Source organism: Methylobacterium carpenticola (assembly GCF_042748905.1).
In the GTDB taxonomy this organism is placed as follows: Bacteria; Pseudomonadota; Alphaproteobacteria; order Rhizobiales; family Beijerinckiaceae; genus Methylobacterium; species Methylobacterium carpenticola.
This window is the reverse complement of sequence record NZ_JBHZEO010000001.1, coordinates 1,145,339-1,168,718: the sequence shown is the minus strand read 5'-3', so window position 1 is coordinate 1,168,718 and position 23,380 is coordinate 1,145,339. Positions and strand designations below refer to the sequence as shown.

Below are 23,380 nucleotides of genomic sequence, written 5' to 3'. Positions count from 1 at the left end.
ACGCGGCCGAACTCGTCTTTCAGGCCCGTCAACGAAGCTCGGAGAGCATGGTTCCGACCCAGCGTCATGCGCTGGATGAATGCCTCAAGGAGCGTCGCCGAGATCCGACCCGACCTCCACCAGCCGCACCCCGTGGCGGTCGCACAGCTCGCGCAGGGGGGCCGAGGGCAAGGCGTCGGTCACGAAATCGTCGAGCTCGCCGAGATGTCCGACCCGGATCGGCGCGGTGCGTTCGAGCTTGAGCTTGTCGGCCACCAGCATGACGCGCCGGGCATTGTCGATGATCGCCCGGGCGACCTGCACCTCGCGGTAGTCGAAATCGAGCAGCGTGCCGTCCTCGTCGATCGCCGAGGCGCCGATCACGGCGTAATCCACCTTGAACTGATTGATGAAGTCGACCGCCGCCGAGCCGATCACCGCCCCGTCCGAGCGCCGCACCGGCCCGCCCGCGACGATCAGGCTGATCTTCGGGTGCCGGTAGAGAAGGGTTGCGACGTTGAGGTTGTTGGTGATCACGAGCAGGTCCTCGTGGCCCACGAGCGCGCGGGCGACCTCCTCGGTGGTCGTGCCGATGTTGATGAAGAGCGAGGCGCTGTTCGGGATGAGCGCCGCCGCGGCGAGGCCGATCGCCCGCTTCTCCGCATGGGCGACGAGCCGGCGCGCCTCGTAGGCGAGGTTCTCGACCCCGCTCGCCACCACGGCGCCGCCATGCACCCGCGACAGCAGGCGGCTGTCGCAGAGTTCGTTGAGGTCCTTGCGGATCGTCTGGGGCGTGACGTCGAAGCGGAGCGCCAGATCCTCCACGCTGACCCGCCCCTGCTGGCGGGCGATCGCCAGGATGTCCTGCTGGCGCGGGGAGATGGGCTCGTTCACGAAGGGTCCGGGCTCTGGCTTGAACCCTCGTATTGTCCCGGAAACACCCGCTCGTGCAACGCGCCGTGCGTGCAAGGCGCCGGGGGTGCGACGCTGCGGGCGCGGCCCCGGCGGCTGTCCCGCCGGGGCGGCCGAGGGATCAGTGGCCGTCGGCGCCGCCGCGGCGGCTCGCCTCGTAGAGGAACCACGTGCGCCGCTCGGCTTCGTCGATCCAGTTCTCGATCAGGCTCGCCGTGGCGACGTCGTTGTGCTCGTCGCAGAGATCGTGCAGCTCGCGCATGCGGGAGGTGGTCGCCTTGTTGTCGTCGCGCAGCTCCGCCAGCATGTCGAGCGGATCGACGTAGTCGGCGTTGTTGTCGACGATGCGCGACTTCTGGGCCGCCTGGCCGAGGGAGCGCAGCGTGGTGCCGCCGATCTTGCGGGCGCGCTCCGCCACGTCGTCGGTCGTCGCGAAGATCTGGGTCGCCTGCTCGTCGAGGAGCAGGTGGTAGTCGCGGAAATGCGGGCCGCTGACGTGCCAGTGGAAGTTCTTGGTCTTGAGGTAGAGGGCCAGAAAGTCCGAGAGCAGGATGGTCAGGCCCTCGGAGATCTGCCTGGAAGCCTCGGGCGAGAGGTCGGTCGGCGTGTTGAGCCGTTCGGAGGTCGTGCGCACACGGGCATCGGCCGGCGCCGTCTTCGGCTGCGCGGCGCGGCTGCGGGAAGTCCGGACCGCCGCAGCGGCCTTGGGAGTACGGGCCATCAGAAGTCTCCGGATGCTGAGCGCCGTCGCAGGCGCTTCCGCTCGCCAATTCGAGCGCGGCCGGATGGTTCCGCCCGCCGCCGCCGAAACTTGGCCGTGCGGCATCAGGTCCGGGGATTGACGGCGGTCGGCGGCGCCTTCGGGGCGGTCACGGGCCGGGGAGCGGCGGGAGCCGGGGCGGGAGAGGCCACCGGCTTCGCCGCGGGCTTGGAGGGGACGGGCTTCGCCGTCGCGGGACCGGGCATCGCGGGAGCGGGCGTGATCGAGGCGGTGGCCGCCACGTCGGCCTCGGGTTTCGCGGGCGCACCGGACGGGCTGTCGAGGCCGTAGACGTCGTCGCGGAAATGCGCCCGGCCGTCCGGCGTCGCGTAGCCGGTGAGATACACGAAGGTCACCGGCACGGGCTTGGCGAGCTTGATGTCGCGCCGCTCGCCCGTGGCGATGCCGGTCTCGATCTCGATCGGCCCCCAGACCGTGCCCGGCCCGTTCGGCCCCGGCGTGCCTTCGAGGAGCCACGCCACCAGCCCCTTCACCTCGGCGACGCGCACGCAGCCCGAGGAATGGAACCGCGCCGTGCGCGAGAACAGGCTCTTCGAGGGGGTGTCGTGCATGTAGACCGCGTGCCGGTTCGGCATGTCGATCCGCACCTGCCCGAGCGAGTTGTCGAAGCCCGGATCCTGGCGCACCGTGTAGTTCACCGCCTTCTCGGTCGACCAGTCGATCGCGGTCGGCTGCACCTCGTTGCCCTGCCCGTCGAGCATGCGGATGTGCATCTTGGCGAGGTAGCCCGGATCCTTCCGCATGTGCGGAATGATGTCCTTCTTGATGAGCGAGACCGGCACCGTCCAGGTCGGGTTGAAATTGACGTTGGTGATCCTCGTCTCGACGAGGGGCGAGGCGCGGTCGGGCTTGCCCACCACCGCCACGTAGCGGCGCGCCACGCTGCCGCGCTCCACCGCCTCGACGGTGGCCGAGGGGATGTTGGCGACGACGTAGCGCTCGCCGAAGGGGAATTTCGATCCCATCAGGCGCGCGGCCGAGGCGGCGAGCTGGCGCTGACGGATGGCCGCCGGGACGTTGAGCGCCTTCACGGTCATCGGGCCGAGGAGCCCGGTCTCCGGCAGGCCGTGACGCTGCTGGAAGCGCTTGAGCGCCGCGACCAGGGCCTCGTCCATCAGGTCGGAGGCGGGCGCGTCCGCCGCGAGGTCCTCCGTGACGGCAAGGCGGCGGCGCAGCACCGCCACCGCCGGGTTCCGGTCGCCGGGCTTGAGGGACAGGCCGGCGGGCACGCTCGGCCATCCACCCGCCTGGACGATCGCCTGATAGCGGTCGGCCATCCGCAGGGTGTCGAGGAAGGTCGAGGGTGTCAGCGTCGGGGTCGGATCCTGCGAGATCTTCGCCAGCACCAGCGGCGGCAATTCGCGGGAGAGCTTCTTCGCCTCCCGGGGCGGCTCCGCGGCCTGGTCGGGCGCGGGCTGGGTCGCGGGCAGCGGTGCGGCGGTCTTCGGCTCGGGCGCGGTCGGCATCTCGGCCGGAGGGGCGATCGCCGCATTCGGCACCGCGGCCGGCGGCAGGGGCGCGGTCTCGGCCAGGGCGGAGGCCGCCCCGAACAGGCAGGCGGCTGCGACGAAGGGCAGACGCGGACGGCGCCGGCCGGGCGGGAGGGCAACCTGACGCAACACCATTGCCGGCCTCGTGATCGGATGAGGGCGGAGAATCACCCGGTTAGGGTTACGAAAGTGCTGACGGCCGAGAGGGCGGAGCCGCGGCATCCGCGCCGATTTCCCTTGCGGCAGCAAGGATTGAATCACCTAGAGAAAACAAGTACAATATCGACCTGAAAAACTCATTTCAGAATTGAGAACGAAGGGCTTGGAGCATGGACCCGAAGCCGTTCCGCATCGACAGGCCGTCCAGCATCGTCGTGAACAGCGCCGGCGGCGCTCAGACATTATCCGACTACGTGAATCGCCTGATCATCCTGATTCCCGGAGAGGCTTTGGGCGCGTATCTGACGATCCGCGGAATATGGCTCGGCCCGAACCTCAGCACGAACCCGTTAACCGGCGCGGACAAGCTCATCGATTATCTTCCGGCGGTCGGTATCGTTCTGTGCCTCGTGTCCCGCATCTGGGGCACCCGGGATGCCACCGGGTCGCTCGCCTCGGTGCAATGGCTCGGCACGGGCTTGGCGGTGATCGCCTTCGTTCTCTGGGTCTTCGCCATGGGGCACCGGCCCTTCGGCCTTGAGCTGGACGGCCGCATCACATCAAGCCTCATCGTCGTCTTCTCGTTCATCGTCCCGTACATCTACAAGGGCGAGTGACGTTTTCCCGGTCGGCCGCCTGCATACGGCGCTGCCTCATCAGCACGGCGGACCGATCGTGACCGCACGATTCCTTGATTCAGCTCGGAGCCGATGATGCAGCGGGAGGAAGCGAAGCAGGCCGTCTCACACATCATCGATGAATACTACGCGATGCGGAAGCTCGACCCGCGCGACCGCTTCACGACACTGACCGTCGCCCCGCAGCCCAACCTTCATCTCAGCGTCGGCTATCGCCAGGACAGCAAGAGCGGCTTCAGCCTCGAACTGCGCATCCGCAAGACCGACGGGCTCGCCGCGCGCTACGCGGAGACCATCCGCAGCCGGTACGGGTATCGCGTGTCGGTGTCCCGCATCGAGCGGGTCGAGGTGCCGTCGCGGACCCGCGTCCTGCAGGCCACCGCGGGTATCGCCTTCCCGGACCGCAAGCGTCCCCTGGCCCTCGGGGCCTCGGTCTCCCACCGGGACGCCATGGCGGGGTCGGTCGGGCTGTTCGTGGAGTGGCGGAGCGGCCCACGGAGCGGGCGCAAGGGCATCCTCTCGAACTCGCACGTCCTCGCCCTGGCCGGCCGCGCCCGGCTCGACGATCCGGTCTATCAGCCCGGCCGGCCCGATGCGAACCCCCTGCTCCCGAAGCTGCAGATCGGGACCCTGGCGGACTTCACCGTGCTCAGCCCGGCCGGAAGCCATGAACTCGACGCGGCCGTCGCCGACCTGCTGGACCAGACCCTGGTGGGAGCGGGCAACGTGATCCCGGCCGCCCTCCCCGGCTGCGGCGAGGGCGGCCGCCGCCTGTCGGCGGTTGCCGATTGCGAGACCCTGGGCCCGCGCCCGAGAGTCTGCAAGATCGGCCGCTCGACCGGCTGGACGAGCGGAACGGTGACGGCGATCGGCCTCGGCAATCTCACGGTCTACGTGCCGCAATTCCGGCGGAACCTGCGCTTCGACAACGTGTTCGAGATCACCTGGAACTCCGTTGACGCGGCGTTCGCGGGCCCTGGCGATTCCGGCAGCCTCGTGTACGATCCGGCCTCCATGACCGCGCTCGGACTCGTATTCGCCGGAGGCCTGCGGGAGGTCGACGGAACCAGGGTCGGGAGCAGCTACGCCTGCAGCCTTGCCGGCGCACTCGAGACTTTCGACGTCGCCATGTTGTCGTGACGAGGCCCGCTGCGATGAAGACGATGAACCCGGCCACCGGCAGACGCGCCGCCCAGGCGGCTCTGGGCGGCGTGTCCGGCATCGACAGCATCGGCATCACCTGGGACGGCAACGGCCAGCCGGTCGTGAGGGTCGACCTGCGCCCGGAGGCGGACCGGTCGGCCGTGGAGAAGCGGCTGACCGCCGAGAAGGTGCCCTACATTCTGCGCACCGTGACGGGGAAGGTGACGGCCCTGTGATGCGCCGTCCGGGCGATCCGTCCGGACAGCGCATGGCCCGCAGCCCCGGCCTCAGCCGGCCGGCCACGCGAAGAAGTCGCGGCCCTCGCTCTCCAGGTGCCGGTTGAGCACCATGCGGTGGACCTCGTCGGCGCCGTCCACCAGCCGCGCCTGCCGGGCGTAGCGGTAGATCCATTCCAGCACCGTGTCCTTGGAATAGCCGCGCGCGCCGTTGATCTGGATGCCGACATCCGCCGCCCGGTGCAGCAGGTTGGCGACGTGGATCTTGGCCATCGACACCTCCTTGCGGCCGAAGCGGCCCTGGTCGAGTTCCCAGGCCGCCCGCATCACGAGGAGCCGGCCGATGGCGATGTCCATGGCGAGCCCGCCCAGCATGAGCTGGACGCTCTCCCGGTCGGCGAGCCGCACCCCGAACCCCTCGCGCTCGGCCGCGTAAACCTGCGCGATCTCCACGCAGCGCATCGCGAGGCCGAGCCAGCGCATGCAATGGGTCAGCCGGGCCGGGCCGAGGCGCACCTGCGTCACCTTGAGGCCCCGCCCCTCTCCCGCCAGCACGTCCTCGGGCGCGATCTCCAGCCCGTCGAAGGCGAGTTCGCAATGCCCGCCATGCTCCTCCGGCCCCATGATCGGGATGCGCCGCACGATCTCCCAGCCGGGCTGGTCGCGGTGGAACAGGAAGGCGGTGAGGCCGTGGCGCGGATCATCCGAGGTGCGGGCGATCAGGATGACATGCGCCGCGTCCTCCGCCCCGGTGATGAACCACTTGCGCCCGTAGATCCGGTAGCGTCCGTCCGCTCCCCGCTCGGCCCGCGTCCGGATCATCGAGGGATCGGAGCCGCCGCCCGGATGCGGCTCGGTCATGGCGAAGGCCGAGCGCACGGCGCCCGACACGATGGGGTCGAGCCAGCGCCGCTTCTGCTCGGGCGTGCCGAGGGCTTCGAGCACCATCATGTTGCCGTCGTCGGGCGCGGCGGAGTTGAACACCACCGGCCCGAAGATCGAGCGGTTCATCTCCGTGTAGCAGGCCGCCATGCCGACCTTGTCGAGGCCCTGCCCGCCGGTCTCGGGCCTGAGCTGGAGGCACCACAGGCCGGCGGCCTTCGCCCTGGCGCGCAGATCCTCCAGCACGTCGAGGCGGATGTTCTCGTGGGGATCGAAGTTCGCCCGGTCGGCCTCCACGGGCAGGATCTCCTGCTCCACGAAGGCCGCGATCCGGGCCCGGTAATCCTCGACCCGGGGCGGCAGCGTGAAGTCCATGGCAGGCCTCGGTTTCCTTCCGCGCGCGTCGCGCCTCATCCCCGGCATCGCGGGCCGGGATCGGACCGTTCCTCCCGGCGCGGCCCGCGCCGGGGAAAATCTGCGGCGACGATTTACCTGTGTGCGGGCCGGGCCCTGGCGGACCCCTTAGGATGCCGGACCAGGAGCCCGGCGCTCCGGCCGGCGCCTCTGGCCTGTCCTCTTCGCAGCACTCGCCAGAAGACCCGGCCTCCCCGCCGTCAGGCGATCGGCCCGGTATGCTTCTCCAGAAGCGCCCAGGCATCGTCGCCGAACTTGCCCTTCCACTCCTTGTAGAAGCCGGCCGATTGCAGCTTGGCCTGGAAGGCCTTGGTGTCGACGTCGTGGAAGGCGAGCCCGCGCGCGGTGAGGTCCTTCTCGGTGGAGATGTTGCGCTTGGCCGTCTCCGCGCGCTGGGCCACCGCCTGGGCATTGAAGTGCTTGGCGACGACGGTGCGGACATCGTCGGGCAGCCCGCGCCAGATCTTGCCGTTGGCGAGCAGCCAGAAGCCGTCCCACATGTGGTTCGTCTTCGAGAGGTGCTTCTGCACCTCGTAGAGCTTGGCCGCGTCGATCAGGGCGAGCGGGTTCTCCTGGCCCTCCGCGATCTTCGTCTGCAGGGCCGAATAGACCTCCGCGAAGTTGATGGTCATCGGCGCGGCGTCGAAGGCCTTGAACATCGAGGTCCACATCGGGCTCGGCGGGACCCGGATCTTGAAGCCCTTGAAGTCGTCCGGCGTCAGGATGGCGCGGGTGGAGGAAGTCGTCTGCCGGAATCCGTTCTCCCAGATCCGGTCGAAGGCGAACAGGCCCGCCTTGCCGATCTTGTCGCGCACATGCACGCCGAGATCGCCGTCGATCGCCGGCCAGAGCTTGTCGTAGGACGACCACGCGAAGCCGACCCCGCTGATCGCCGCCGCCGGGACCAGGGTGGAGAGGATCAGGGGCGAGAGGGTGAAGAACTCCAGCGCGCCCGACCGCAGCTGGCTCAGCATGTCGGTGTCGCCGCCGAGCTGGTTGTTCGGGAAGACCTTGATGTCGACCTTGCCGCCAGTCTCCTCGCGGATCGCGTCGGTGGCCTTCACCATGTAGATGGTGAGCGGGTGGCTGACCGGGCTGTTGTTGGCCGCCTTGAGGCTGAACTCCGCCCCCTGCGCGGTGGTGATCCGCAGCACGGCGGGGGCCGCGACGGCACCCGCGAGGGAGAGCTGAAGCGCACGGCGGCGCGAAATCGAAGTCATGGCGTCCTCTCCTGGCCCGCGACGGGCCTGACAGGCCCCGCGGGGCCCGCGTTCTTCGTTGGGCGGCCCCCTTCGGGCGCAGGGATCCGCCGGGCGCTTAAAGCACGTTTCGGACGCGCGGACATCAGAAAGCGCGCGGGCCGCCCCGTCGCTCCACCGGCGCGCAAGGCTCGCACCAGCCAACTGCCGGTAGAACGTCCGGCGGATGATCCGACCCGGCATCGGGCGGACCGGCACGGGCTCACGGAGCGGCGCCATGGGCGGACGAGCGGGATTACGAGCGGGATGTCGTGGAAGCCTCGCGGCGCTGGCGCTGCTCGGGGCCGGCCTGCCGGCCGCGGCCGGCTCCTACGAGTTCGTCCCGGCCCCGCAGGCCGACCTCAACCGCGTCTACCGGGTCGACAAGGTGACGGGCGAGGTCACCTCCTGCCAGTACGGCCTGCAGGAGAACACCATCGGCACCACCCTGTGCTTCGGCCCCGGCGAGGGCGCGGGCGCGCAGGCCCCCTCCGAATACGGCCTCGTCGCCTCGCGCCACCTGCGGGAGGCCGGGGTATTCCGGGTCAACCACCGCACCGGCGCCATGAGCATCTGCTACGTCCTCGACGAGGCCGTGGTCTGCACGCCGCAGGCGAGCGCCGCGGCGGACGCGTCCGCGGCGCGCAGCACCGGCAACGTCGCGACGAGTCAGCCCGCGCGCCCCTGAGGCGAGGAGGTCGCGGCGCTTCCCCGGCAGCGGGCGCCCATGCTAGGGGCGTGCTGGCCCGCCCGGACACTGCCGCGCGGGCGCCGGAAAGTTAGAGACGACGCGACGCCCATGCTGCCCGCCCTCCCGCTTCCCCGCCCCATCGGAGCCTCGGCGTGAGCGCCGACCTCAAGCGTGCCGCCGCCGCGCGCGCCGTCGACCTCGTGCAGGACGGCATGCGGCTCGGGCTCGGCACCGGCTCCACGGCGGCGCATTTCGTCGATCTGCTCGGCGCGCGCGTGCGTGACGGCCTCTCCGTCGTCGGCGTGCCGACCTCCGAGGCCACGCACCGCGCCGCCCAGACCGCCGGGATCCCCCTGACGACCCTCGACGAGACGCCGGAACTCGACCTCACCGTCGACGGCGCCGACGAGATCGACGGGTCGCTGCGCCTCATCAAGGGCGGTGGCGGCGCGCTCCTGCGCGAGAAGATCGTGGCGGCCGCGAGCCGGCGGATGGTCGTGATCGCCGATGGCGGCAAGCAGGTCGACACGCTCGGGCGCTTCCCGCTGCCGATCGAGGTGGTGCCCTTCGGCCTCGGCGCGACCCGCCGGGCCATCGCGGGCGTGCTGGCGTGCACGGGCTGCGCGGGCGACCTCACCCTGCGGACGAAGCCGGACGGCGCGCCCTTCCACACCGACGGCGCCCATCTCATCCTCGACGCGCATCTCGGCCGCATCCCGGATCCGGAGGCCCTGGCGGCCGCTCTCGCGGCGGTGCCCGGCATCGTCGAGCACGGGCTGTTCCTCGGCCTGTGCACGGGCGCCGTCCTGGCCGCCGAGGAGGCCGGCGCGGTTCGGCTCATCACCCTCGGGGCCGTCTAGAGCCGCGCCCGATCCACGCTGCCCTCGGGCGCTGCTCTAGGTCTTTGATTTTACCGCATTTTCCGCGACGAACCGGGATCCACTTGGTCGGACAATGCTCTAGGTCTTTGAATATCGCTGAACTTGCCCCCGCCGGGCGTCGCGCCCGCGACGCCATGGCCGCGGGGCCGTTCCCCTCCGCGCCGCAATCGCCCCCGAGACCGGTGGCGCCTCTCATCGGAGCCTAGTCCCATGACCTCGCGTCTCGTGCCCGTTCTCGCGGGCCTCCTCGCCGCCGGGCTGGCGGTCGCGCCGGCCGCTGCCCAGCCGAAGCCGGCCGCCGCCCCGGCGGCACCGGCCCCCGGCGGCGCGGGCGCGGCCACCTACACCCCGGGCCACCTCGCGCTTGCCAAGGAGGTGATGCTGAATTCGGGCATCGCGCGCTCCTTCGACTCGATCATCCCGGTCTTCGGCGAGCAGATCAAACAGGCCGCCGTCACCCGTCCCGAGCTGACCAAGGATCTCGACGACGTGATCGAGAAGCTGCAGCCCGAGATGGAGCTGCAGAAGCAGAAGCTGATCGAGACCGCCTCGCGGATCTACGCCTCCAAGCTGAGCGAGGCGGAGCTGCGCGAGGTCGCGACCTTCTTCCGCTCGCCGGCCGGCAAGCGCTACGTCGAGACCCAGCCGCAGGTGCTCGACGACATGGTGCAGGCGATGCAGTCCTGGACGCAGGACGTCTCCGAATACGTCATGGTCCGCGTCCGCGCCGAGATGGGCAAGCGCGGCCACCAGATGCAGTAGGCGCGATGCGCGCCGCCTCCCCGGCCGGGGCCGGAACCGGGTCCCCCTCCGCGCAGCTCGCGGCGGCCGCGGCGCTGGTGCTGGCCGCCCTCCCCGCGGTGATGGCGGTGGCGAACCGCTCGAGCCCGCTCATGGTCGGGCTCGCCGCCATCCTGCTCCTGGCCGCCGCCGCGCTCGCGCCGGACCGCCGGCCGCTCGCGGGGCAGCTGGGCGCGCCGCTCGCCACGCCGCTCGGCCTTGCGTCCCTCGCCTTCCTCGGCTGGGCCTCGGTGAGCCTGGCCTGGAGCCCGTTCCCGGACCTGTCCCTGCGCGTGGCCGGCGAGTTCCTGCCGACGCTCGTCGCGGGCTACGTCGTCGCGCGCCTCGGTCCGCCGCATCTCGGGCCGGCCCTGCGCCCGGCCGCGTGGCTGCTGGTGGCGAGCTGCCTGTTCATCGAGATCGACCTCGCCATGGACGTCGCCGTGCGGCGCCTCCTGAGCGAGCGCGCCTTCGATTACGTCTACAACCGGCCGCTCGAACTCGCGGTCCTCATCGCCGTCCCGGTCGCGGCCCTGCTGGCGCGGCGCGGCAGCCTGCTCCTTGCTCCCCTCACGGCCCTCGCGGCGGGCGCGGCCGGATGGTTCTCGGCGAGCGGCGCCTCCGCGCTCGCGGCGATCGTGGCGGCGCTCACCTACGCGCTGGCGCGGCTGCTGCCGCAGCGGCTGATGCTCGGGCTCGCCGGCATCGGCCTCCTGGGGGCGCTCGCCCTGGCGCCGGTCGAGGGCGACGTGCTCGCCGCCGCGATGCCGCCGCAGCTCCACGAGGAGATGGCGGCCAGCAACACGCGGGAGCGGGTGGTGATCGCCCAGAGCTTCGGCGCCGCCGTGGCGGCGGATCCGTGGCGGGGGGCCGGCTTCGGCACGGGCGCCCGCTTCGACCGCACGCCCGCGGCCGGCCGGCTCGACCCCGAGATGCGGCCGATGCTGACGGCGGGGCATCCGCACAACAGCTTCCTGCAGATCTGGGCCGAACTCGGCATCGTCGGGGCGGCGCTCGCCGGGATCGTGATGCTCCTCACCCTGCGCGCCCTCTCGGCCTGGCCCCGGCCCGATGGCGCCGCGGCCCTCGCGGCCCTCGCGGGGGCGGCCTCCATCGCCTTCGTGGGGCACGGAGCGTGGCAGGGATGGTGGATCGCCGGCCTCGGGGCCGTGGTCGCGTGGCTGCGCGCGATGCGCCACGACCCCGGACGCTGACCGGCCGCTCGCAGGTTTTCCAAACGTGGTCACCGGTTCTGCGACCAGAACCTGCGGCACACCCGAAATCGACGCGGACGAAGCGGTGGCTTGCCAACGCAAGTCGGCTTAGACCGGCCCAGTCTGGCGAGAGCAGCGCCCGATCACGCTGCCATCGGGCACGGCTCCAGGAGTTTGATTTTACAGCATTTTCTGCGACGAACCGGTATCCGCTTCGTCGGAAGATGCTCTCGACCGGCAAGGAGACGCAGCATGAGCGATGCAACCGCCGTGGACCGTTTCGACGTCGATCTCTTCGTGATCGGCGGCGGCTCGGGGGGGGTGCGCGCGGCCCGGATCGCCGCGGGCTACGGCGCCCGGGTCCAGCTCGCCGAGGAGTACCGGGTCGGGGGCACCTGTGTGATCCGGGGCTGCGTGCCCAAGAAGCTGATGGTCTATGCGGGCCGCTTCGCCGACGAGTTCGAGGACGCGGCCGGCTTCGGCTGGAGCGTCGAGCCGCCGCGCTTCGACTGGGCGGTGCTGAAGCGCAACCGCGACGCCGAGGTGACGCGGCTCGAAGGCATCTACGCCACGAACCTGATGCGCGCGGGCGTCGACGTGGTCTCCGACCGCGCGGTGATCGAGGATGCCCACACGGTGCGCCTCGTGCGGACGGGCAAGACGGTCCGCGCCCGCCACATCCTGATCGCGGTGGGCGCCCACCCGGTGAAGGAGCCGCCGATTCCGGGGGGCGAACTCGGCATCACCTCCAACGAGGTGTTCGAGCTGGAGACCCGGCCCGAGCGCATCCTGATCGTCGGCGGGGGCTACATCGCGGTGGAGTTCGCCGGCATCTTCGCGGCGCTCGGCTGCCGCACGACCCTGCTTCACCGGGGCGACCGGCTGCTGCGCGGCTTCGACGCCGAGATCCGGGACGCCCTCGGGCAGGCCTATGCCCGCCGCATGGACCTGCGCCTCGAACGGACCCTGGAACGCCTGGACCGCGAGGCGGACGGGATCCGCGCCACCCTCAGCGACGGGGCGAGCCTCGTGGTCGATCAGGTGCTGGTGGCGACCGGCCGGCGCCCGAACGTGCAGGGGCTCGGGCTGGAGCGGGTCGGGATCACCCTCGACGCGGCCGGCGCCATCCCGGTCGACCGCTTCTCGCAGACGGCGGTGCCGTCGATCTTCGCGGTGGGCGACGTGACGAACCGCGCGGCGCTCACCCCGATCGCGATCCGCGAGGGGCACGCCTTCGCCGACACGGTGTTCGGCGGCAAACCCTGGGCGGTGGACCACGACCTGATCCCGACCGCGGTGTTCTCGACGCCGGAGATCGGCGTCGTCGGTCACAACGAGGACGTGGCGCGCGCGCTCTACGGGGAGATCGACGTCTACGAGGCGCGTTTCCGCCCCATGAAGGCGACCCTGTCGGGACGCGAGGAGCGCGTGCTGATGAAGGTGGTGGTGGCGCGCGAGAGCGACCGGGTGGTGGGCGTGCACGTGCTCGGCCACGACGCGGGCGAGATCATCCAGGCGGTGGCGATCGCGGTGACGATGGGGGCCACCAAGGCGGATTTCGACCGCACCATCGCGGTTCACCCGACCGCGGGCGAGGAGTTGGTCACCCTGCGCACGCCGCTCGCGGTGAAGCGGCCGGAGGGCGTGGGCTAGGCGAGGATCCGAGATCGGCACTCCTGACGCCGAGGAATGATCGATGGACGGGGAGGTTCTCCAGACGACCGCCATGCAGGTGGCATCGGCGCTGCCGGATGTCACCCATACCCAGCCGTTCGGCCCCGGCCACGAGGTCTTCAAGGTGGCCGGGAAGATGTTCATGATGACGACGGCGGCTCCCGGGGAGAAGATCGTCACGCTGAAGTGCGATCCCGATCGCGCCTTGATGCTGCGCGACATCTACGAATCGATCTCCCCCGGCTACCACATGAACAAGCGGCACTGGATATCGATCGGAGCGCATGGCGCGATCACCCGGGATCTGATCGAGGATCTCGTCAAGGACGCCTACGGGCTGATCATCGGAAGGCTGCCCCGCGCGCGGCGGCCGAACGGATGCATTCGGGACGAGAGCCGCTGATCGCGGGCCGTTCGACGGCTCTTTGACGGCTCTTTGACGGCGCTTGGGATCGGGAAACGGGGGCATCGGGCCGAGCCGGAGCCGCACCTCAGGGATCTCCCCGACCGAATCCCGGGTTCTCCCCGATGGGCCCGCACGGGCCCGTCCGGTAGCCTCGCGCCGGTCCTATTCGGGAGGAGACCATGACGCCACTCAGACTGATGCTGCTCGCGGCCCTGACGCTCGGCGCGTGGCTCGGGACGGGCTCGCTCGACCAAGGCCGGCTCGGCGTCGCGACCGCCCAGGCTGCGGGCGGCTGCGGAATCGGCTTCCATCGCGGTCCCTACGGCGGCTGCCGGCCCAACGTCTATGGCGGCTACTACGGCGCGCCCGGGTATTACGGCTATCGCGGCGGGGGCTACGGATACCGTGGTGGCGGCGTCTACGGGTATCGGGGCGGCGCGGTCTATGGCGGCCGGGCGTACCGTGGCGGCCGGGTCTATGGCGGGCGTGGCGTCTATGGCCGCCGCGCCGGCGTCTACCGGGGGGGCGGGTTCCGGGGCGGTCGCGCCGTCGCCGGAGGCGGTCGCTTCCGCCGCTGATCTCGCCATCGACCCCGGTAGGCTGACCCGGCCCCGGCAACACCGGGGCGGGACCGGGCTCATGCGGTCCCGACGGCCATGCGCGCCGGCACCGTCGCGGCGACCCGCATGCCGCCCTCCCGCGGGGTCACCGACAGGGTGCCGCCGAGCGCCTCGAGGCGATCCCGCATCCCCCGGATGCCGGCGCCCTCGGCGACCGGCGTCGCGGCGGCGCCGGTCGCCCCATCCTCGATCACCAGTTCCAGCCGTCCCGTCTCGGTCCGGCGCAGGGCGATGCGGGCTTCCTTCGCGGCCGCATGCCGCTGCACGTTGGTGAGCGCCTCCTGGGCGACCCGGTAAAGCGCCAGCTCGATCTCCGGCGACCAGCGGCGGTCCGCCATCCCGGGGTCGAGCACGAGCGCGACCGCGATGCCCGAGCGGCTCTGGAATCCGTCCGCCAGCATCCGCAGGGCGAGCGCGAGCCCCGCCTCGTCGAGAAGCGGCGGGTGGAGGACGTAGGACAGGGTGCGCAATTCGGCCACGCTCGCATCGAGCAGGGCCCGGGCCTGCGCCAGGGCGGCCCGGAGCCGCGGCGGCCCGTCCCCGAAGCCACGCTCGACCACCCCGAGTTCGTACCCCGCCGCGATCAGGTTCTGCCCGGTCGTGTCGTGAAGCTCCCGCGCGATGCGCCGCCGCTCCTCGTCCTCGCGCCGCAGGGCGCTCTCCATGAAGCCGAGCAGCCGGCGCTCCAGCCCATGGTTCCCGGTCATGTCCGTGACGGCGCCGTAGATGTAGGCCCGGCGGCCTCCGGGCTCGCGCAGGGGAACGAGGACGGTGCTCCAGACGAATTCAGCGCCGTCGATCCGGATCCGCCGCTCGATGCGGCGGGTCTTTCCCGAGGCGAGGACCGCCCGGTAATCGGCCTCGACGAGATCCGCGTTCTCCGCCGAGAACAGCTCCCGCGCCGTCCGCCCGACCAGGCTCGCCGCGCCCGGGCTCCCCTCGCCGGCCCGGCCGAAGGTGAGCGCCTCGAGCACGAACCGGCCGTCCGGCCGGGCCGCGATGATGAACTGGAAGTCGCTGTGCCCCGCGGTCGGGCCCTGCCATCCCTCGTGGCGCCGCAGGTATCGGCTGCCGGCCGGATAGGCCAGGACGGGCGCCAGCAGCAGCAGCGCGCCCGCTCCGGCGGCCACGAGGACCTGCCGGCCCCAGGGGCGAAGCGCGCCGGCGGTCGCGCGGCAGGTCCCGACCGAGAGGCCGCCGACGCGCAGCTTGCGCCACGCCGTCATCCGGTCCGGCGCGGGCTCCGCGAAGGATGGCGCGCACGCAGCCTCCTCCCCGGCTCCGCCGGTGCCGGACGCGTCGGCCGCCCCCGGCGCCCGCCAATCCACCAGCACCCGCCCGTCCGCGGCGCGGAGCACGAGGCGGGCCACCCCCGCGCCACCCAGCCCCTGGAACATCGCCTGGAACAGATCGAGATTGATGGCCGCGGCGACGATGCCGGTGAAGTTCCCCTCCGGCGACGCGAGGCGCCGGCTCATCGGCAGGAAGACGCCCTCCACGACCGGCGATCGTCGCGGCGCTCCCACATAGAGGCCGGAATCCTCCTCCCGCTGCGCGCGGAAGTAATCCCTGTCGACCAAGCTCATCCGGGGCTCGTCCGGCTCGCGGACGAACACGTCGCCGTCCGCCTGCGCGAAGACCATCAGCATGGAGGGAGAGGGCTTCCGGCCGTCCGCGCAGATCAGGACGGGGCAGACCCTGTCGATGCCGGGTCCGCTGAGGTCCCCATCGGCCGTCGCCTCCGACAACCGCCTCAGGAACAGGTCGACCACGCCGAAGAGGCTCTCCATCGCGCCGGCTCCCGCATCGGCCACGCGGGCAACGTCGTTGCGGGCGGCGGCGAGCGCCCTGTCGCGGGACTGGAGCGCCCAGAATGTCAGGGACACCGCGAAGGTCACCGCGCACGCGGCCCAGATTGTCCAGAGCAACCCGGCCCCGAACGGGCGGCTCGCCCCGGCGGCCATGCCGCCCCACCGTGCTCGGCCTGGTTCCACGCGCGAGCCTCCCTGCCGAAACGGCGGCGGCAAGCGGACCGCCGCCGAGGGACCACTGCCCGTTGGCGGCCGCCGATCCGGCCTCCTCCCATCATTCAGCCGCACGAGATCATCGCGCGACCGCTTTCATGACGGCAGCCTCATCGGGCTCCGAGCATTGCGCCATCACGGAAACGATGATTTTTGTTAAAAGCGATCGATGCTCTCGATGGCGTGTGGCGCAACCTTGCGATGCATCGACCGTATCTGAATTGCATCGGTCGCCGCAATAAAGAAATATCAGGGTTTTCATCCACTCGGCTCCGGGTTTACCCCGATTGCACGCGGACGGGCGAGGTGGGGAATGTACCAGCCCAGCTACGATCGAGAGCGGCCATGAAACCTGTCATACGGTTTCCGGATGATCGCTTCGCGATGCGGAAACCGGCCTCGCTCAGGCGCCGCGCGGGCTCGTGATACGGTTTCCGAAAGTGATCTTCCGGAAACCGTATCATGCGTCATCTCGCGGGAGGCATGCTGCTGGCGGCCCTCGGGTCGCAGGCGGCAACGGCACGGGCGGCCGAGGGCCGGCTCAGCGTCGCGGCCGGCGGCAACGAGCCAGGCCGGCTCTCGAACGTCGCGCTCAACCGCCATGTCGGCGACATCTCGGCCGCGGTGGAGAACCGCTTTCAGGGCACGATCGGCTTCTTCGAGGCCTCCTTCGCGCTCTGATTCGCGCCTCCGGAGCCGAGGCCCGTTGTCTCCAAGCCGTGAGCGTAAGAACGAGGAGAGAGGGCAACGTCGCAGGCGCACCGAGACGTCCCGGGCGCGAGCGGCGGTGCCCGCGGGGGTGACCAAACGGGAGGACGGATCTCGTGCCGGTGACCATCCTGATCGTGGACGATCACAGCGCCATCCGCCGCGGCGTGCGCGCCATCCTGGAAAGCCATCTCGGCTTCGCGGTGGTCGGCGAGGCGGGTACCGGGGCCGAGGCCATCGACCTCGCCGGGCTCCATCAGCCCGACGTCGCCGTCATCGACTACTCGCTCCCGGTGATGAACGGCTCGCAGCTCACCCGGCGCATCCGGGAAGCGAGCCCGCGGACCGAGGTGCTGGTCTTCACCATGCACGAGAGCGAGGCCCTGGTGCGCGAGGTGCTGGGCGCCGGGGCGCGCGGCTATCTCCTGAAGTCGGATGCCGACCAGCAGCTCATCGCCGCCGTCGACGCCCTGTCGCGTCGCCAGCCCTACTTCACCGGCCGGGTGAACCAGACCCTGCTCGCGCATTTCCTCGCCCATCCCCGCGAGGGCTCGGAGCCGGACACGCTGACGGCCCGGGAGCGCGAGGTGGTGCGGCTCATCGCCGAGGGACTCTCGAGCCGGGAGGTGAGCGAGACCCTCGCCATCAGCCTGAAGACCGTCGAGACCCACCGCTCCTCAGCGATGCACAAGCTCGGGTTGAGCACCACCGCCGCCCTGGTCCGCTACGCCGTCCGGAACAAGCTGGTCGAGCCGTAGGGCGTCGCCATCGGAAAAATCAGGCATTCCGACCGGACAACCTGGGGTTTTCCCCGATAGGTCGACCGCACGGCACCCGCTAGACTCGCACAGATTAATCCCGACCGGCCCCCGGCCCTTGCCGGGACAAGACCGACGTCTCCCGGATGCGGGGCTTCTGGGACCGTTGCCCCGCCTGAGCACAGGAGGCTTCCATGCAGATCCGCAAATGCGCGGCTGAGGCGATCGGCACGTTCTGGCTCACCTTCGGCGGCTGCGGCAGCGCGGTGATCGCCGCCGGCTTCCCGGAAGTCGGGATCGGGCTCCTCGGCGTCGCCTTCGCCTTCGGGCTCACCGTCGTCACCATGGCCTATGCCATCGGCCACATCTCCGGCTGCCACCTCAACCCCGCCGTCACGGTCGGGCTCGCCGCAGGCGGGCGCTTCCCGACCCGGGACATCGGGCCCTACGTCGCCGCCCAGCTCATCGGCGCCGTCCTCGCCGCGGCCCTGCTCTACGCCATCGCCAGCGGCGCGCCGGGCTTCGACCTCGCCAAGGGCTTCGCCGCCAACGGCTACGGCGAGCACTCGCCCGGCCGCTACGGCCTCCTCGCCTGCCTCCTGGCCGAGGGGGTGCTGACCATGATGTTCCTGTTCATCATCATGGGGGCGACGCACGGCAAGGCGCCGGTGGGCTTCGCGCCGCTGGCCATCGGGCTCGGGCTCACGCTGATCCACCTCGTGGGCATCCCGATCACCAACCTCTCGGTCAACCCCGCCCGCAGCACCGGCCCGGCGCTGTTCGTCGGCGGCTGGGCCATCGCCCAGCTCTGGCTGTTCTGGCTGGCGCCCCTCGTCGGCGGCATGATCGGCGGCGTCCTCTACCGCTGGCTCTCCGAGGAGCCCGCCGCCCAGGTCACCGGCATCACGCCCCGCGCACCGGCGGAATAGCCGCGCCGGCGCGCACCGAGGCGACCTGCCATCCTGCCGCACGACGAGGAGCGACCGATGACGGGCGCGACCGTTCTCGACCAATCCACCCCGGCGGATGCGACCCGGGACATGGTGTTCGTGCCCGGAGGCACCTTCCGGATGGGCTCGGACCGGCACTATCCGGAGGAGGCGCCGGTCCACCGGGTCAGCGTCGACGGCTTCTGGATCGACCGCACGCCGGTCACCAATGCCCGGTTCCGCGCCTTCGTGCGGGCCACCGGGCACGTGACGGCGGCGGAGCGCAGGCCGAGGGCGGAGGATTACCCGGGTGCGCTGCCCCACATGCTGGAAGCCGGTTCCCTGGTCTTCCGGCCGCCCAAGGGCCCCGTCGACCTGCGGGATTTCGGCGCGTGGTGGCGGTTCCGGTTCGGCGCCAGCTGGCGCCGCCCGCTCGGCCCCGGCTCCTCCATCGCGGGCCTGGACGAGCACCCGGTGGTGCATGTCGCCTACGACGATGCCGCGGCCTATGCGGCCTGGGCCGGCAAGGAGCTGCCGACCGAGGCCGAGTGGGAATTCGCGGCGCGCGGCGGCCTCGACGGGGCGGAGTTCGCCTGGGGCGACGAACTCACGCCGGGCGGCCGGCACATGGCCAATACCTGGCAGGGCGCCTTCCCGCACCAGAACCTCGCCGAGGACGGCTACGAGCGCACCTCCCCGGTCACGGCCTTCCCGCCGAACGGCTACGGGCTGCACGACATGATCGGCAACGTCTGGGAGTGGACGAGCGACTTCTTCGCCGCCCGGCACCCCGCCGACGCACCCAAGGCCTGCTGCATCCCGCAGAACCCCCGCGGCGGCCAGGAGGATGGGAGCTACGACCCGGGCCAGCCGGCGGTCCGCATCCCCCGGCGGGTGGTCAAGGGCGGCTCGCACCTGTGCGCGCCGAACTACTGCCGCCGCTACCGTCCGGCCGCGCGCCACCCGCACCCGGTCGACACCTCGACCAGCCATATCGGCTTCCGGTGCGTGGTCCGCCGAGGGAGACAGCAATGACCCGCACACCACCGCCGAACGATGCCGCTGCGGAGCAAGGGCCGGCCCCCGAGGTCAGCCGCCGCAGGATGCTGCTCGGCGGGACCGCCCTGGCGGCCGCCGTCACCGGCGCGGTGCCCGTCGCACGGGCCCAGCAGCCGGCCCCGGCTCCGCAGCCGGCCCCGGCCCGGCCGGGCGCCCCGGGACGACCCGTCAACATCCTGGTGATGTTCGGCGACGATATCGGGCAGTCGAACATCAGCGCCTATACCTTCGGCCTGATGGGCTACCGGACGCCCAACATCGACCGCATCGCCCGCGAGGGCATGATGTTCACCGACTACTACGCCGAGCAGAGTTGCACCGCGGGTCGGTCCACCTTCATCACGGGTCAGGCGACCTTGCGCACGGGCCTGTCCAAGGTCGGCGTCCCCGGCGCCACGGTCGGGCTGCAGAAGGAGGACGCGACGCTGGCCGAACTCCTCAAGCCCCTCGGCTACGCCACGGGGCAGTTCGGCAAGAACCACCTCGGCGACCGCGACGAATACCTGCCGACCAACCACGGCTTCGACGAGTTCTTCGGCAACCTCTACCATCTCAACGCCGAGGAGGAACCCGAGCAGCGGACCTATCCGCGCGACCCCGAATTCCGCAAGAAGTTCGGACCTCGCGGCGTTCTCAGGGCGTCGGCGGACGGCAAGATCGAGGATACCGGCCCGCTCACCAAGAAGCGGATGGAGACCATCGACGACGAGACTTCGGCGGCGGCCATGGACTTCATGGAGCGGCAGGTCCGGGCGGGCAGGCCGTTCTTCTGCTGGTTCAACGCGACGCGCATGCACTTCCGCACGCACGTCGCCGACGATCGCCGCAGTCCGCCGGGCGTGACCGCCCGCACCGAGTACGCGGACGGCATGGTCGAGCACGACGGGCACATCGGCCAGCTCCTGAAGAAGCTCGACGACCTCGGCATCGCGAACGACACCATCGTGCTCTACACGACCGACAACGGTCCGCACATGAACTCCTGGCCGGACGCCGCCATGACGCCCTTCCGGAGCGAGAAGAACACCAACTGGGAAGGCGCCTTCCGGGTCCCGTGCATGATCCGCTGGCCGGGCCGCGTCCAGGCCGGATCCGTCTCGAACGAGATGGTCAGCGGGCTCGACTGGCTGCCGACCCTGATGGCCGCGGCGGGCGATCCCGACATTGCCGGCAAGCTCCTGAAGGGCCACACCGCCGGCGCGAAGACGTTCAAGGTCCACCTCGACGGCTACGACCAGCTTCCCTACCTGACGGGCCAGCAGGACCGGAGCGCCCGCAACAAGTTCTTCTACTTCAACGACGACGGCGATCTCGTGGCGATGCGCTACGAGAACTGGAAGATCGTCTTCGAGGAGCAGCGCGCCCCGGGCACGATGCGCGTCTGGGCGGAGCCCTTCACGACGTTGCGCCTGCCGAAGTTGTTCGATCTGCGGGCCGACCCCTACGAGCGGGCGGATATCACATCGAACACCTACTACGACTGGTTCGTCTCGCAACCCTACCTCATCTTCGCCGCCCAGGAGGAAGTGGCCAAGTTCCTGGCGACCTTCCGGGAGTTCCCGCCCCGCCAGCGGGCGGCGAGCTTCAGCGTCGATCAGATCATCGAGAAGATGCAGAAGGCGACGGAAGCGCCCAGCCGGTGATGCACCGGCGCGGGCGTCCCCGAGGACGAGACGCCCGCGCCGACTTTTCAGGAGGCACCGGATGCCGGTTCGGACAGGCAGAATGAACCGCCGGGCGATGCTGTCGGGTGCCGCGGCGCTGGTCGCCGCACCGGGCATCGTGCCGGCGAAAGCCGCGGCGGCAGGAGCCGATCCTCTCCCGTCCTGGAACGAGGGCGGCCCGAAGCAGGCCATCCTGGATTTCGTCGGGCGCGTGACCACCGCCGGGGGCCACGACTTCGTCCCGCCGCCGCAGCGCATCGCGGTCTTCGACAATGACGGCACGCTCTGGGCCGAGCAGCCCGTCTACTTTCAGGTCGCCTTCGCCCTCGACCGGGTGAAGGCGCTCGCCCCCCAGCACCCCGAATGGCGGGACACTGAGCCCTTCAGGGGCATCATCGAGGGGGACCGGCAGGCGCTCGCCGCCGCGGGTGAGAAGGGTCTGCTGCAGATCATCGCGGCGACCCATGCCGGCATGACGACCACCGCCTTCGATGCCCTCGTGGCGGAATGGTTCCGGACCGCGCGGCATCCGCGCTTCGACCGCCCCTACGACGGCCTCGTCTACCAGCCGATGCTGGAGCTCCTCGCCCTGCTCCGAGCCAACGGCTTCAAGACCTTCATCGTTTCCGGCGGCGGGGTCGAGTTCATGCGGGTCTTCGCGGATCGCGCCTACGGCATCCCGCCCGAGCAGGTCGTGGGCTCCTCCGGCGTCACCAAGTTCGAGATCAGGCCCGACGGCCAGCCCGTGCTGATCAAGGAGGCGAAGGTCGAGTTCATCGACGACGGTCCCGGCAAGCCGTCCGGTATCGACCGCGTCATCGGGCGCCAGCCGATCCTGGCCTTCGGCAACTCGGACGGCGACCAGCAGATGCTGGAATGGACCGCCGCGGGGACCGGCCCGCGCTTCCTGGGCCTTGTGCATCACACCGACGCGGAGCGCGAATACGCCTACGACCGCGAGTCTCGTGTCGGGCGCCTCGACAAAGCCCTCGACGAGGCCGTGCAGCGCGGCTGGACCGTCGTCGACATGCGGCGGGACTGGAAATCCGTTTTTCCGGCCGCATCCCCCGCCGAGCGGAGATAGGCGATGGCAGGTCAGCCCGAACCCGCGATGCTGTCGGAGGCGCCGTCCGCAGCAAGCCCGCGGGCGGCCATTCTCGACCTGCAGGGACGGGTCAACCGGGACATCATCGGCCAGGAGCGCGTGGTCGCGCGCCTCGTCATCGCGCTCCTGGCGAACGGCAACGTCCTGCTCGAAGGCCTGCCGGGCCTTGCCAAGACCCGGGCGATCAAGAGCCTGTCGGGGAACCTGGAGAGCGCTTTCAGCCGCATCCAGTTCACGCCCGACCTGCTGCCCTCGGACGTGACCGGCGGCGAGATCTACCGGAGCGACGGGACCTTCGAGTTCCGCAAGGGGCCGGTCTTCGGCAACCTCGTGCTGGCGGACGAGATCAACCGCGCGCCCGCCAAGGTGCAGTCCGCGCTCCTCGAAGCGATGGAGGAGCGGCAGGTCACGGTCTCCGGCAAGCGCTACCCCCTGCCCGACCTGTTCATGGTGCTCGCGACCCAGAACCCCATCGAGCAGGAGGGCACCTATCCGCTGCCCGAGGCGCAGATGGACCGTTTCCTGATGCACGTCACCATCGCCTATCCGAGCGATGCCGACGAGGTGCGGGTGTTGCGCCTCGTGCGCGCGGAGAGCGCCGGCCCGCCCGCCGCCCCGCCGCCCAGGCTCCCGCAAGCCGCCGTGTTCGACGCCCGGCGGGAGATCGACGCCGTCACCACCGTCGAGGCCATCGAGACCTACATGGTCGCCCTGATCGCGGCGACCCGGCGGCCGGCCGAGTACGGCGACAGGCTGAAGCGGTGGATCGCCCTCGGCGCGAGCCCCCGCGGCTCGCTCGCCCTCGACCGCGCCGCCCGCGTCGTCGCGTGGCTGCGCGGGCGCGACTACGTCGTCCCGGAAGACGTCCAGGCCGTCGTGCACGATTGCCTGCGCCACCGGATCTCCCCCTCCTACGAGGCGACCGCGGACGGCGTGAGGGTCGACGACATCGTCGACGAGATCGTCGCCCAGGTCGCGGTGCCCGCCTGAGGAGG

23 protein-coding genes are annotated in these 23,380 nt (G+C 70.9%); 17 read left to right on the top strand and 6 right to left on the bottom strand.

Features of this window, described 5'->3' with window-relative positions; all coding sequences use genetic code 11:
• Positions 1 to 84: 84 nt before the first annotated feature.
• The 3 genes from ACE101_RS05695 to ACE101_RS05685 all read right to left on the bottom strand — a co-directional run bounded on the left by ACE101_RS05695 (position 85) and on the right by ACE101_RS05685 (position 3,297).
• A complete protein-coding gene (locus tag ACE101_RS05695) occupies positions 85 to 873 on the bottom strand; it encodes a DeoR/GlpR family DNA-binding transcription regulator (RefSeq protein WP_379126675.1) in 789 nt (262 codons plus the stop codon).
• A gap of 139 nt (positions 874 to 1,012) precedes the next feature.
• Positions 1,013 to 1,612, bottom strand: coding sequence for a Dps family protein (locus ACE101_RS05690; protein ID WP_379126673.1), 600 nt, complete (start codon positions 1,610 to 1,612; stop codon positions 1,013 to 1,015).
• A gap of 104 nt (positions 1,613 to 1,716) precedes the next feature.
• A complete protein-coding gene (locus ACE101_RS05685) occupies positions 1,717 to 3,297 on the bottom strand; it encodes a L,D-transpeptidase family protein (RefSeq protein WP_379126671.1) in 1,581 nt (526 codons plus the stop codon).
• Positions 3,298 to 3,491: 194 nt separating this feature from the next.
• Here ACE101_RS05685 and ACE101_RS05680 point away from each other — a divergent pair, with 194 nt between their 5' ends.
• The 3 genes from ACE101_RS05680 to ACE101_RS05670 all read left to right on the top strand — a co-directional run bounded on the left by ACE101_RS05680 (position 3,492) and on the right by ACE101_RS05670 (position 5,338).
• Positions 3,492 to 3,938 (top strand): hypothetical protein, encoded by a 447-nt coding sequence (locus ACE101_RS05680; protein WP_379126669.1) that lies wholly within the window; start codon positions 3,492 to 3,494, stop codon positions 3,936 to 3,938.
• A gap of 96 nt (positions 3,939 to 4,034) precedes the next feature.
• On the top strand, positions 4,035 to 5,099 hold the full coding sequence (locus tag ACE101_RS05675; protein ID WP_379126667.1) for a chymotrypsin family serine protease: 1,065 nt from the start codon (positions 4,035 to 4,037) through the stop codon (positions 5,097 to 5,099).
• Positions 5,100 to 5,113: 14 nt separating this feature from the next.
• Positions 5,114 to 5,338 carry a hypothetical protein gene (locus ACE101_RS05670; RefSeq protein WP_379126665.1) on the top strand — a complete coding sequence of 75 codons (225 nt, stop codon included), beginning with the start codon at positions 5,114 to 5,116 and terminating at the stop codon, positions 5,336 to 5,338.
• Positions 5,339 to 5,389: 51 nt separating this feature from the next.
• Here ACE101_RS05670 and ACE101_RS05665 read toward each other — a convergent pair whose 3' ends face one another.
• Together ACE101_RS05665 and ACE101_RS05660 are read right to left on the bottom strand one after the other, a co-directional pair.
• A complete protein-coding gene (locus ACE101_RS05665) occupies positions 5,390 to 6,595 on the bottom strand; it encodes an acyl-CoA dehydrogenase family protein (protein ID WP_379126663.1) in 1,206 nt (401 codons plus the stop codon).
• Between the two features lie 239 nt (positions 6,596 to 6,834).
• Complete coding sequence (locus ACE101_RS05660) at positions 6,835 to 7,854, bottom strand: TRAP transporter substrate-binding protein (RefSeq protein WP_379126662.1); 1,020 nt, start codon at positions 7,852 to 7,854, stop codon at positions 6,835 to 6,837.
• A 256-nt stretch (positions 7,855 to 8,110) separates the two neighbouring features.
• Between ACE101_RS05660 and ACE101_RS05655 the strand changes: the two genes are divergently transcribed.
• The 7 genes from ACE101_RS05655 (at position 8,111) to ACE101_RS05625 (ending at position 14,096) form a co-directional block, all read left to right on the top strand.
• The gene (locus tag ACE101_RS05655) at positions 8,111 to 8,560 is read left to right on the top strand and encodes a hypothetical protein (RefSeq protein WP_379126660.1); all 450 of its coding nucleotides are present in this window, start codon (positions 8,111 to 8,113) and stop codon (positions 8,558 to 8,560) included.
• 155 nt (positions 8,561 to 8,715) lie between these two features.
• Positions 8,716 to 9,423, top strand: coding sequence for a ribose-5-phosphate isomerase RpiA (gene rpiA, locus ACE101_RS05650; protein WP_379126658.1), 708 nt, complete (start codon positions 8,716 to 8,718; stop codon positions 9,421 to 9,423).
• A 231-nt stretch (positions 9,424 to 9,654) separates the two neighbouring features.
• Positions 9,655 to 10,206, top strand: coding sequence for a DUF2059 domain-containing protein (locus ACE101_RS05645; RefSeq protein ID WP_379126656.1), 552 nt, complete (start codon positions 9,655 to 9,657; stop codon positions 10,204 to 10,206).
• 5 nt (positions 10,207 to 10,211) lie between these two features.
• On the top strand, positions 10,212 to 11,438 hold the full coding sequence (locus ACE101_RS05640; protein WP_379126654.1) for an O-antigen ligase family protein: 1,227 nt from the start codon (positions 10,212 to 10,214) through the stop codon (positions 11,436 to 11,438).
• Positions 11,439 to 11,690: 252 nt separating this feature from the next.
• Positions 11,691 to 13,091 carry a glutathione-disulfide reductase gene (gor, locus tag ACE101_RS05635; protein WP_379126652.1) on the top strand — a complete coding sequence of 467 codons (1,401 nt, stop codon included), beginning with the start codon at positions 11,691 to 11,693 and terminating at the stop codon, positions 13,089 to 13,091.
• Between the two features lie 43 nt (positions 13,092 to 13,134).
• Positions 13,135 to 13,515, top strand: a complete 381-nt coding sequence (locus ACE101_RS05630) for an MmcQ/YjbR family DNA-binding protein (protein WP_379126650.1) — start codon at positions 13,135 to 13,137, stop codon at positions 13,513 to 13,515.
• Positions 13,516 to 13,697: 182 nt separating this feature from the next.
• Positions 13,698 to 14,096 carry a GCG_CRPN prefix-to-repeats domain-containing protein gene (locus ACE101_RS05625; protein WP_379126648.1) on the top strand — a complete coding sequence of 133 codons (399 nt, stop codon included), beginning with the start codon at positions 13,698 to 13,700 and terminating at the stop codon, positions 14,094 to 14,096.
• A gap of 59 nt (positions 14,097 to 14,155) precedes the next feature.
• Here ACE101_RS05625 and ACE101_RS05620 read toward each other — a convergent pair whose 3' ends face one another.
• A complete protein-coding gene (locus tag ACE101_RS05620) occupies positions 14,156 to 16,024 on the bottom strand; it encodes a histidine kinase (RefSeq protein WP_379126646.1) in 1,869 nt (622 codons plus the stop codon).
• Between the two features lie 600 nt (positions 16,025 to 16,624).
• Between ACE101_RS05620 and ACE101_RS05615 the strand changes: the two genes are divergently transcribed.
• From ACE101_RS05615 to ACE101_RS05585, 7 genes are all read left to right on the top strand, one after another.
• Complete coding sequence (locus ACE101_RS05615) at positions 16,625 to 16,843, top strand: hypothetical protein (RefSeq protein ID WP_379126645.1); 219 nt, start codon at positions 16,625 to 16,627, stop codon at positions 16,841 to 16,843.
• A 149-nt stretch (positions 16,844 to 16,992) separates the two neighbouring features.
• Entirely contained in the window at positions 16,993 to 17,628 is a 636-nt protein-coding gene (locus ACE101_RS05610) for a response regulator transcription factor (RefSeq protein ID WP_379126643.1), read from the top strand.
• A gap of 194 nt (positions 17,629 to 17,822) precedes the next feature.
• Positions 17,823 to 18,557 (top strand): aquaporin Z, encoded by a 735-nt coding sequence (gene aqpZ, locus ACE101_RS05605; protein ID WP_379126641.1) that lies wholly within the window; start codon positions 17,823 to 17,825, stop codon positions 18,555 to 18,557.
• Positions 18,558 to 18,614: 57 nt separating this feature from the next.
• On the top strand, positions 18,615 to 19,592 hold the full coding sequence (locus tag ACE101_RS05600) for a formylglycine-generating enzyme family protein (protein ID WP_379126639.1): 978 nt from the start codon (positions 18,615 to 18,617) through the stop codon (positions 19,590 to 19,592).
• Positions 19,589 to 21,259, top strand: coding sequence for an arylsulfatase (locus ACE101_RS05595; protein ID WP_379126638.1), 1,671 nt, complete (start codon positions 19,589 to 19,591; stop codon positions 21,257 to 21,259). Before ACE101_RS05600 ends, ACE101_RS05595 begins: the two co-directional genes overlap by 4 nt.
• 82 nt (positions 21,260 to 21,341) lie before the next feature.
• Entirely contained in the window at positions 21,342 to 22,364 is a 1,023-nt protein-coding gene (locus tag ACE101_RS05590; protein ID WP_379126636.1) for an HAD family hydrolase, read from the top strand.
• A 3-nt stretch (positions 22,365 to 22,367) separates the two neighbouring features.
• Positions 22,368 to 23,375, top strand: coding sequence for an AAA family ATPase (locus ACE101_RS05585; protein ID WP_379126634.1), 1,008 nt, complete (start codon positions 22,368 to 22,370; stop codon positions 23,373 to 23,375).
• The last annotated feature ends 5 nt before the right edge of the window (positions 23,376 to 23,380 follow it).

Bases quoted from the DNA above. Each gene is read 5' to 3' on its own strand.
- ACE101_RS05630 (WP_379126650.1), top strand. From the start codon at position 13,135: ATGGACGGGGAGGTTCTCCAGACGACCGCCATGCAGGTGGCATCGGCG.
- ACE101_RS05590 (WP_379126636.1), top strand. From the start codon at position 21,342: ATGAACCGCCGGGCGATGCTGTCGGGTGCCGCGGCGCTGGTCGCCGCA.
- ACE101_RS05680 (WP_379126669.1), top strand. From the start codon at position 3,492: ATGGACCCGAAGCCGTTCCGCATCGACAGGCCGTCCAGCATCGTCGTG.
- ACE101_RS05675 (WP_379126667.1), top strand. From the start codon at position 4,035: ATGCAGCGGGAGGAAGCGAAGCAGGCCGTCTCACACATCATCGATGAA.
- ACE101_RS05615 (WP_379126645.1), top strand. From the start codon at position 16,625: ATGCGTCATCTCGCGGGAGGCATGCTGCTGGCGGCCCTCGGGTCGCAG.
- ACE101_RS05640 (WP_379126654.1), top strand. From the start codon at position 10,212: ATGCGCGCCGCCTCCCCGGCCGGGGCCGGAACCGGGTCCCCCTCCGCG.
- ACE101_RS05660 (WP_379126662.1), bottom strand. From the start codon at position 7,854: ATGACTTCGATTTCGCGCCGCCGTGCGCTTCAGCTCTCCCTCGCGGGT.
- ACE101_RS05670 (WP_379126665.1), top strand. From the start codon at position 5,114: ATGAAGACGATGAACCCGGCCACCGGCAGACGCGCCGCCCAGGCGGCT.
- ACE101_RS05600 (WP_379126639.1), top strand. From the start codon at position 18,615: ATGACGGGCGCGACCGTTCTCGACCAATCCACCCCGGCGGATGCGACC.
- gor (WP_379126652.1), top strand. From the start codon at position 11,691: ATGAGCGATGCAACCGCCGTGGACCGTTTCGACGTCGATCTCTTCGTG.
- ACE101_RS05595 (WP_379126638.1), top strand. From the start codon at position 19,589: ATGACCCGCACACCACCGCCGAACGATGCCGCTGCGGAGCAAGGGCCG.
- ACE101_RS05690 (WP_379126673.1), bottom strand. From the start codon at position 1,612: ATGGCCCGTACTCCCAAGGCCGCTGCGGCGGTCCGGACTTCCCGCAGC.
- ACE101_RS05625 (WP_379126648.1), top strand. From the start codon at position 13,698: ATGACGCCACTCAGACTGATGCTGCTCGCGGCCCTGACGCTCGGCGCG.
- ACE101_RS05655 (WP_379126660.1), top strand. From the start codon at position 8,111: ATGGGCGGACGAGCGGGATTACGAGCGGGATGTCGTGGAAGCCTCGCG.
- aqpZ (WP_379126641.1), top strand. From the start codon at position 17,823: ATGCAGATCCGCAAATGCGCGGCTGAGGCGATCGGCACGTTCTGGCTC.
- ACE101_RS05685 (WP_379126671.1), bottom strand. From the start codon at position 3,297: ATGGTGTTGCGTCAGGTTGCCCTCCCGCCCGGCCGGCGCCGTCCGCGT.
- ACE101_RS05665 (WP_379126663.1), bottom strand. From the start codon at position 6,595: ATGGACTTCACGCTGCCGCCCCGGGTCGAGGATTACCGGGCCCGGATC.
- ACE101_RS05585 (WP_379126634.1), top strand. From the start codon at position 22,368: ATGGCAGGTCAGCCCGAACCCGCGATGCTGTCGGAGGCGCCGTCCGCA.
- ACE101_RS05645 (WP_379126656.1), top strand. From the start codon at position 9,655: ATGACCTCGCGTCTCGTGCCCGTTCTCGCGGGCCTCCTCGCCGCCGGG.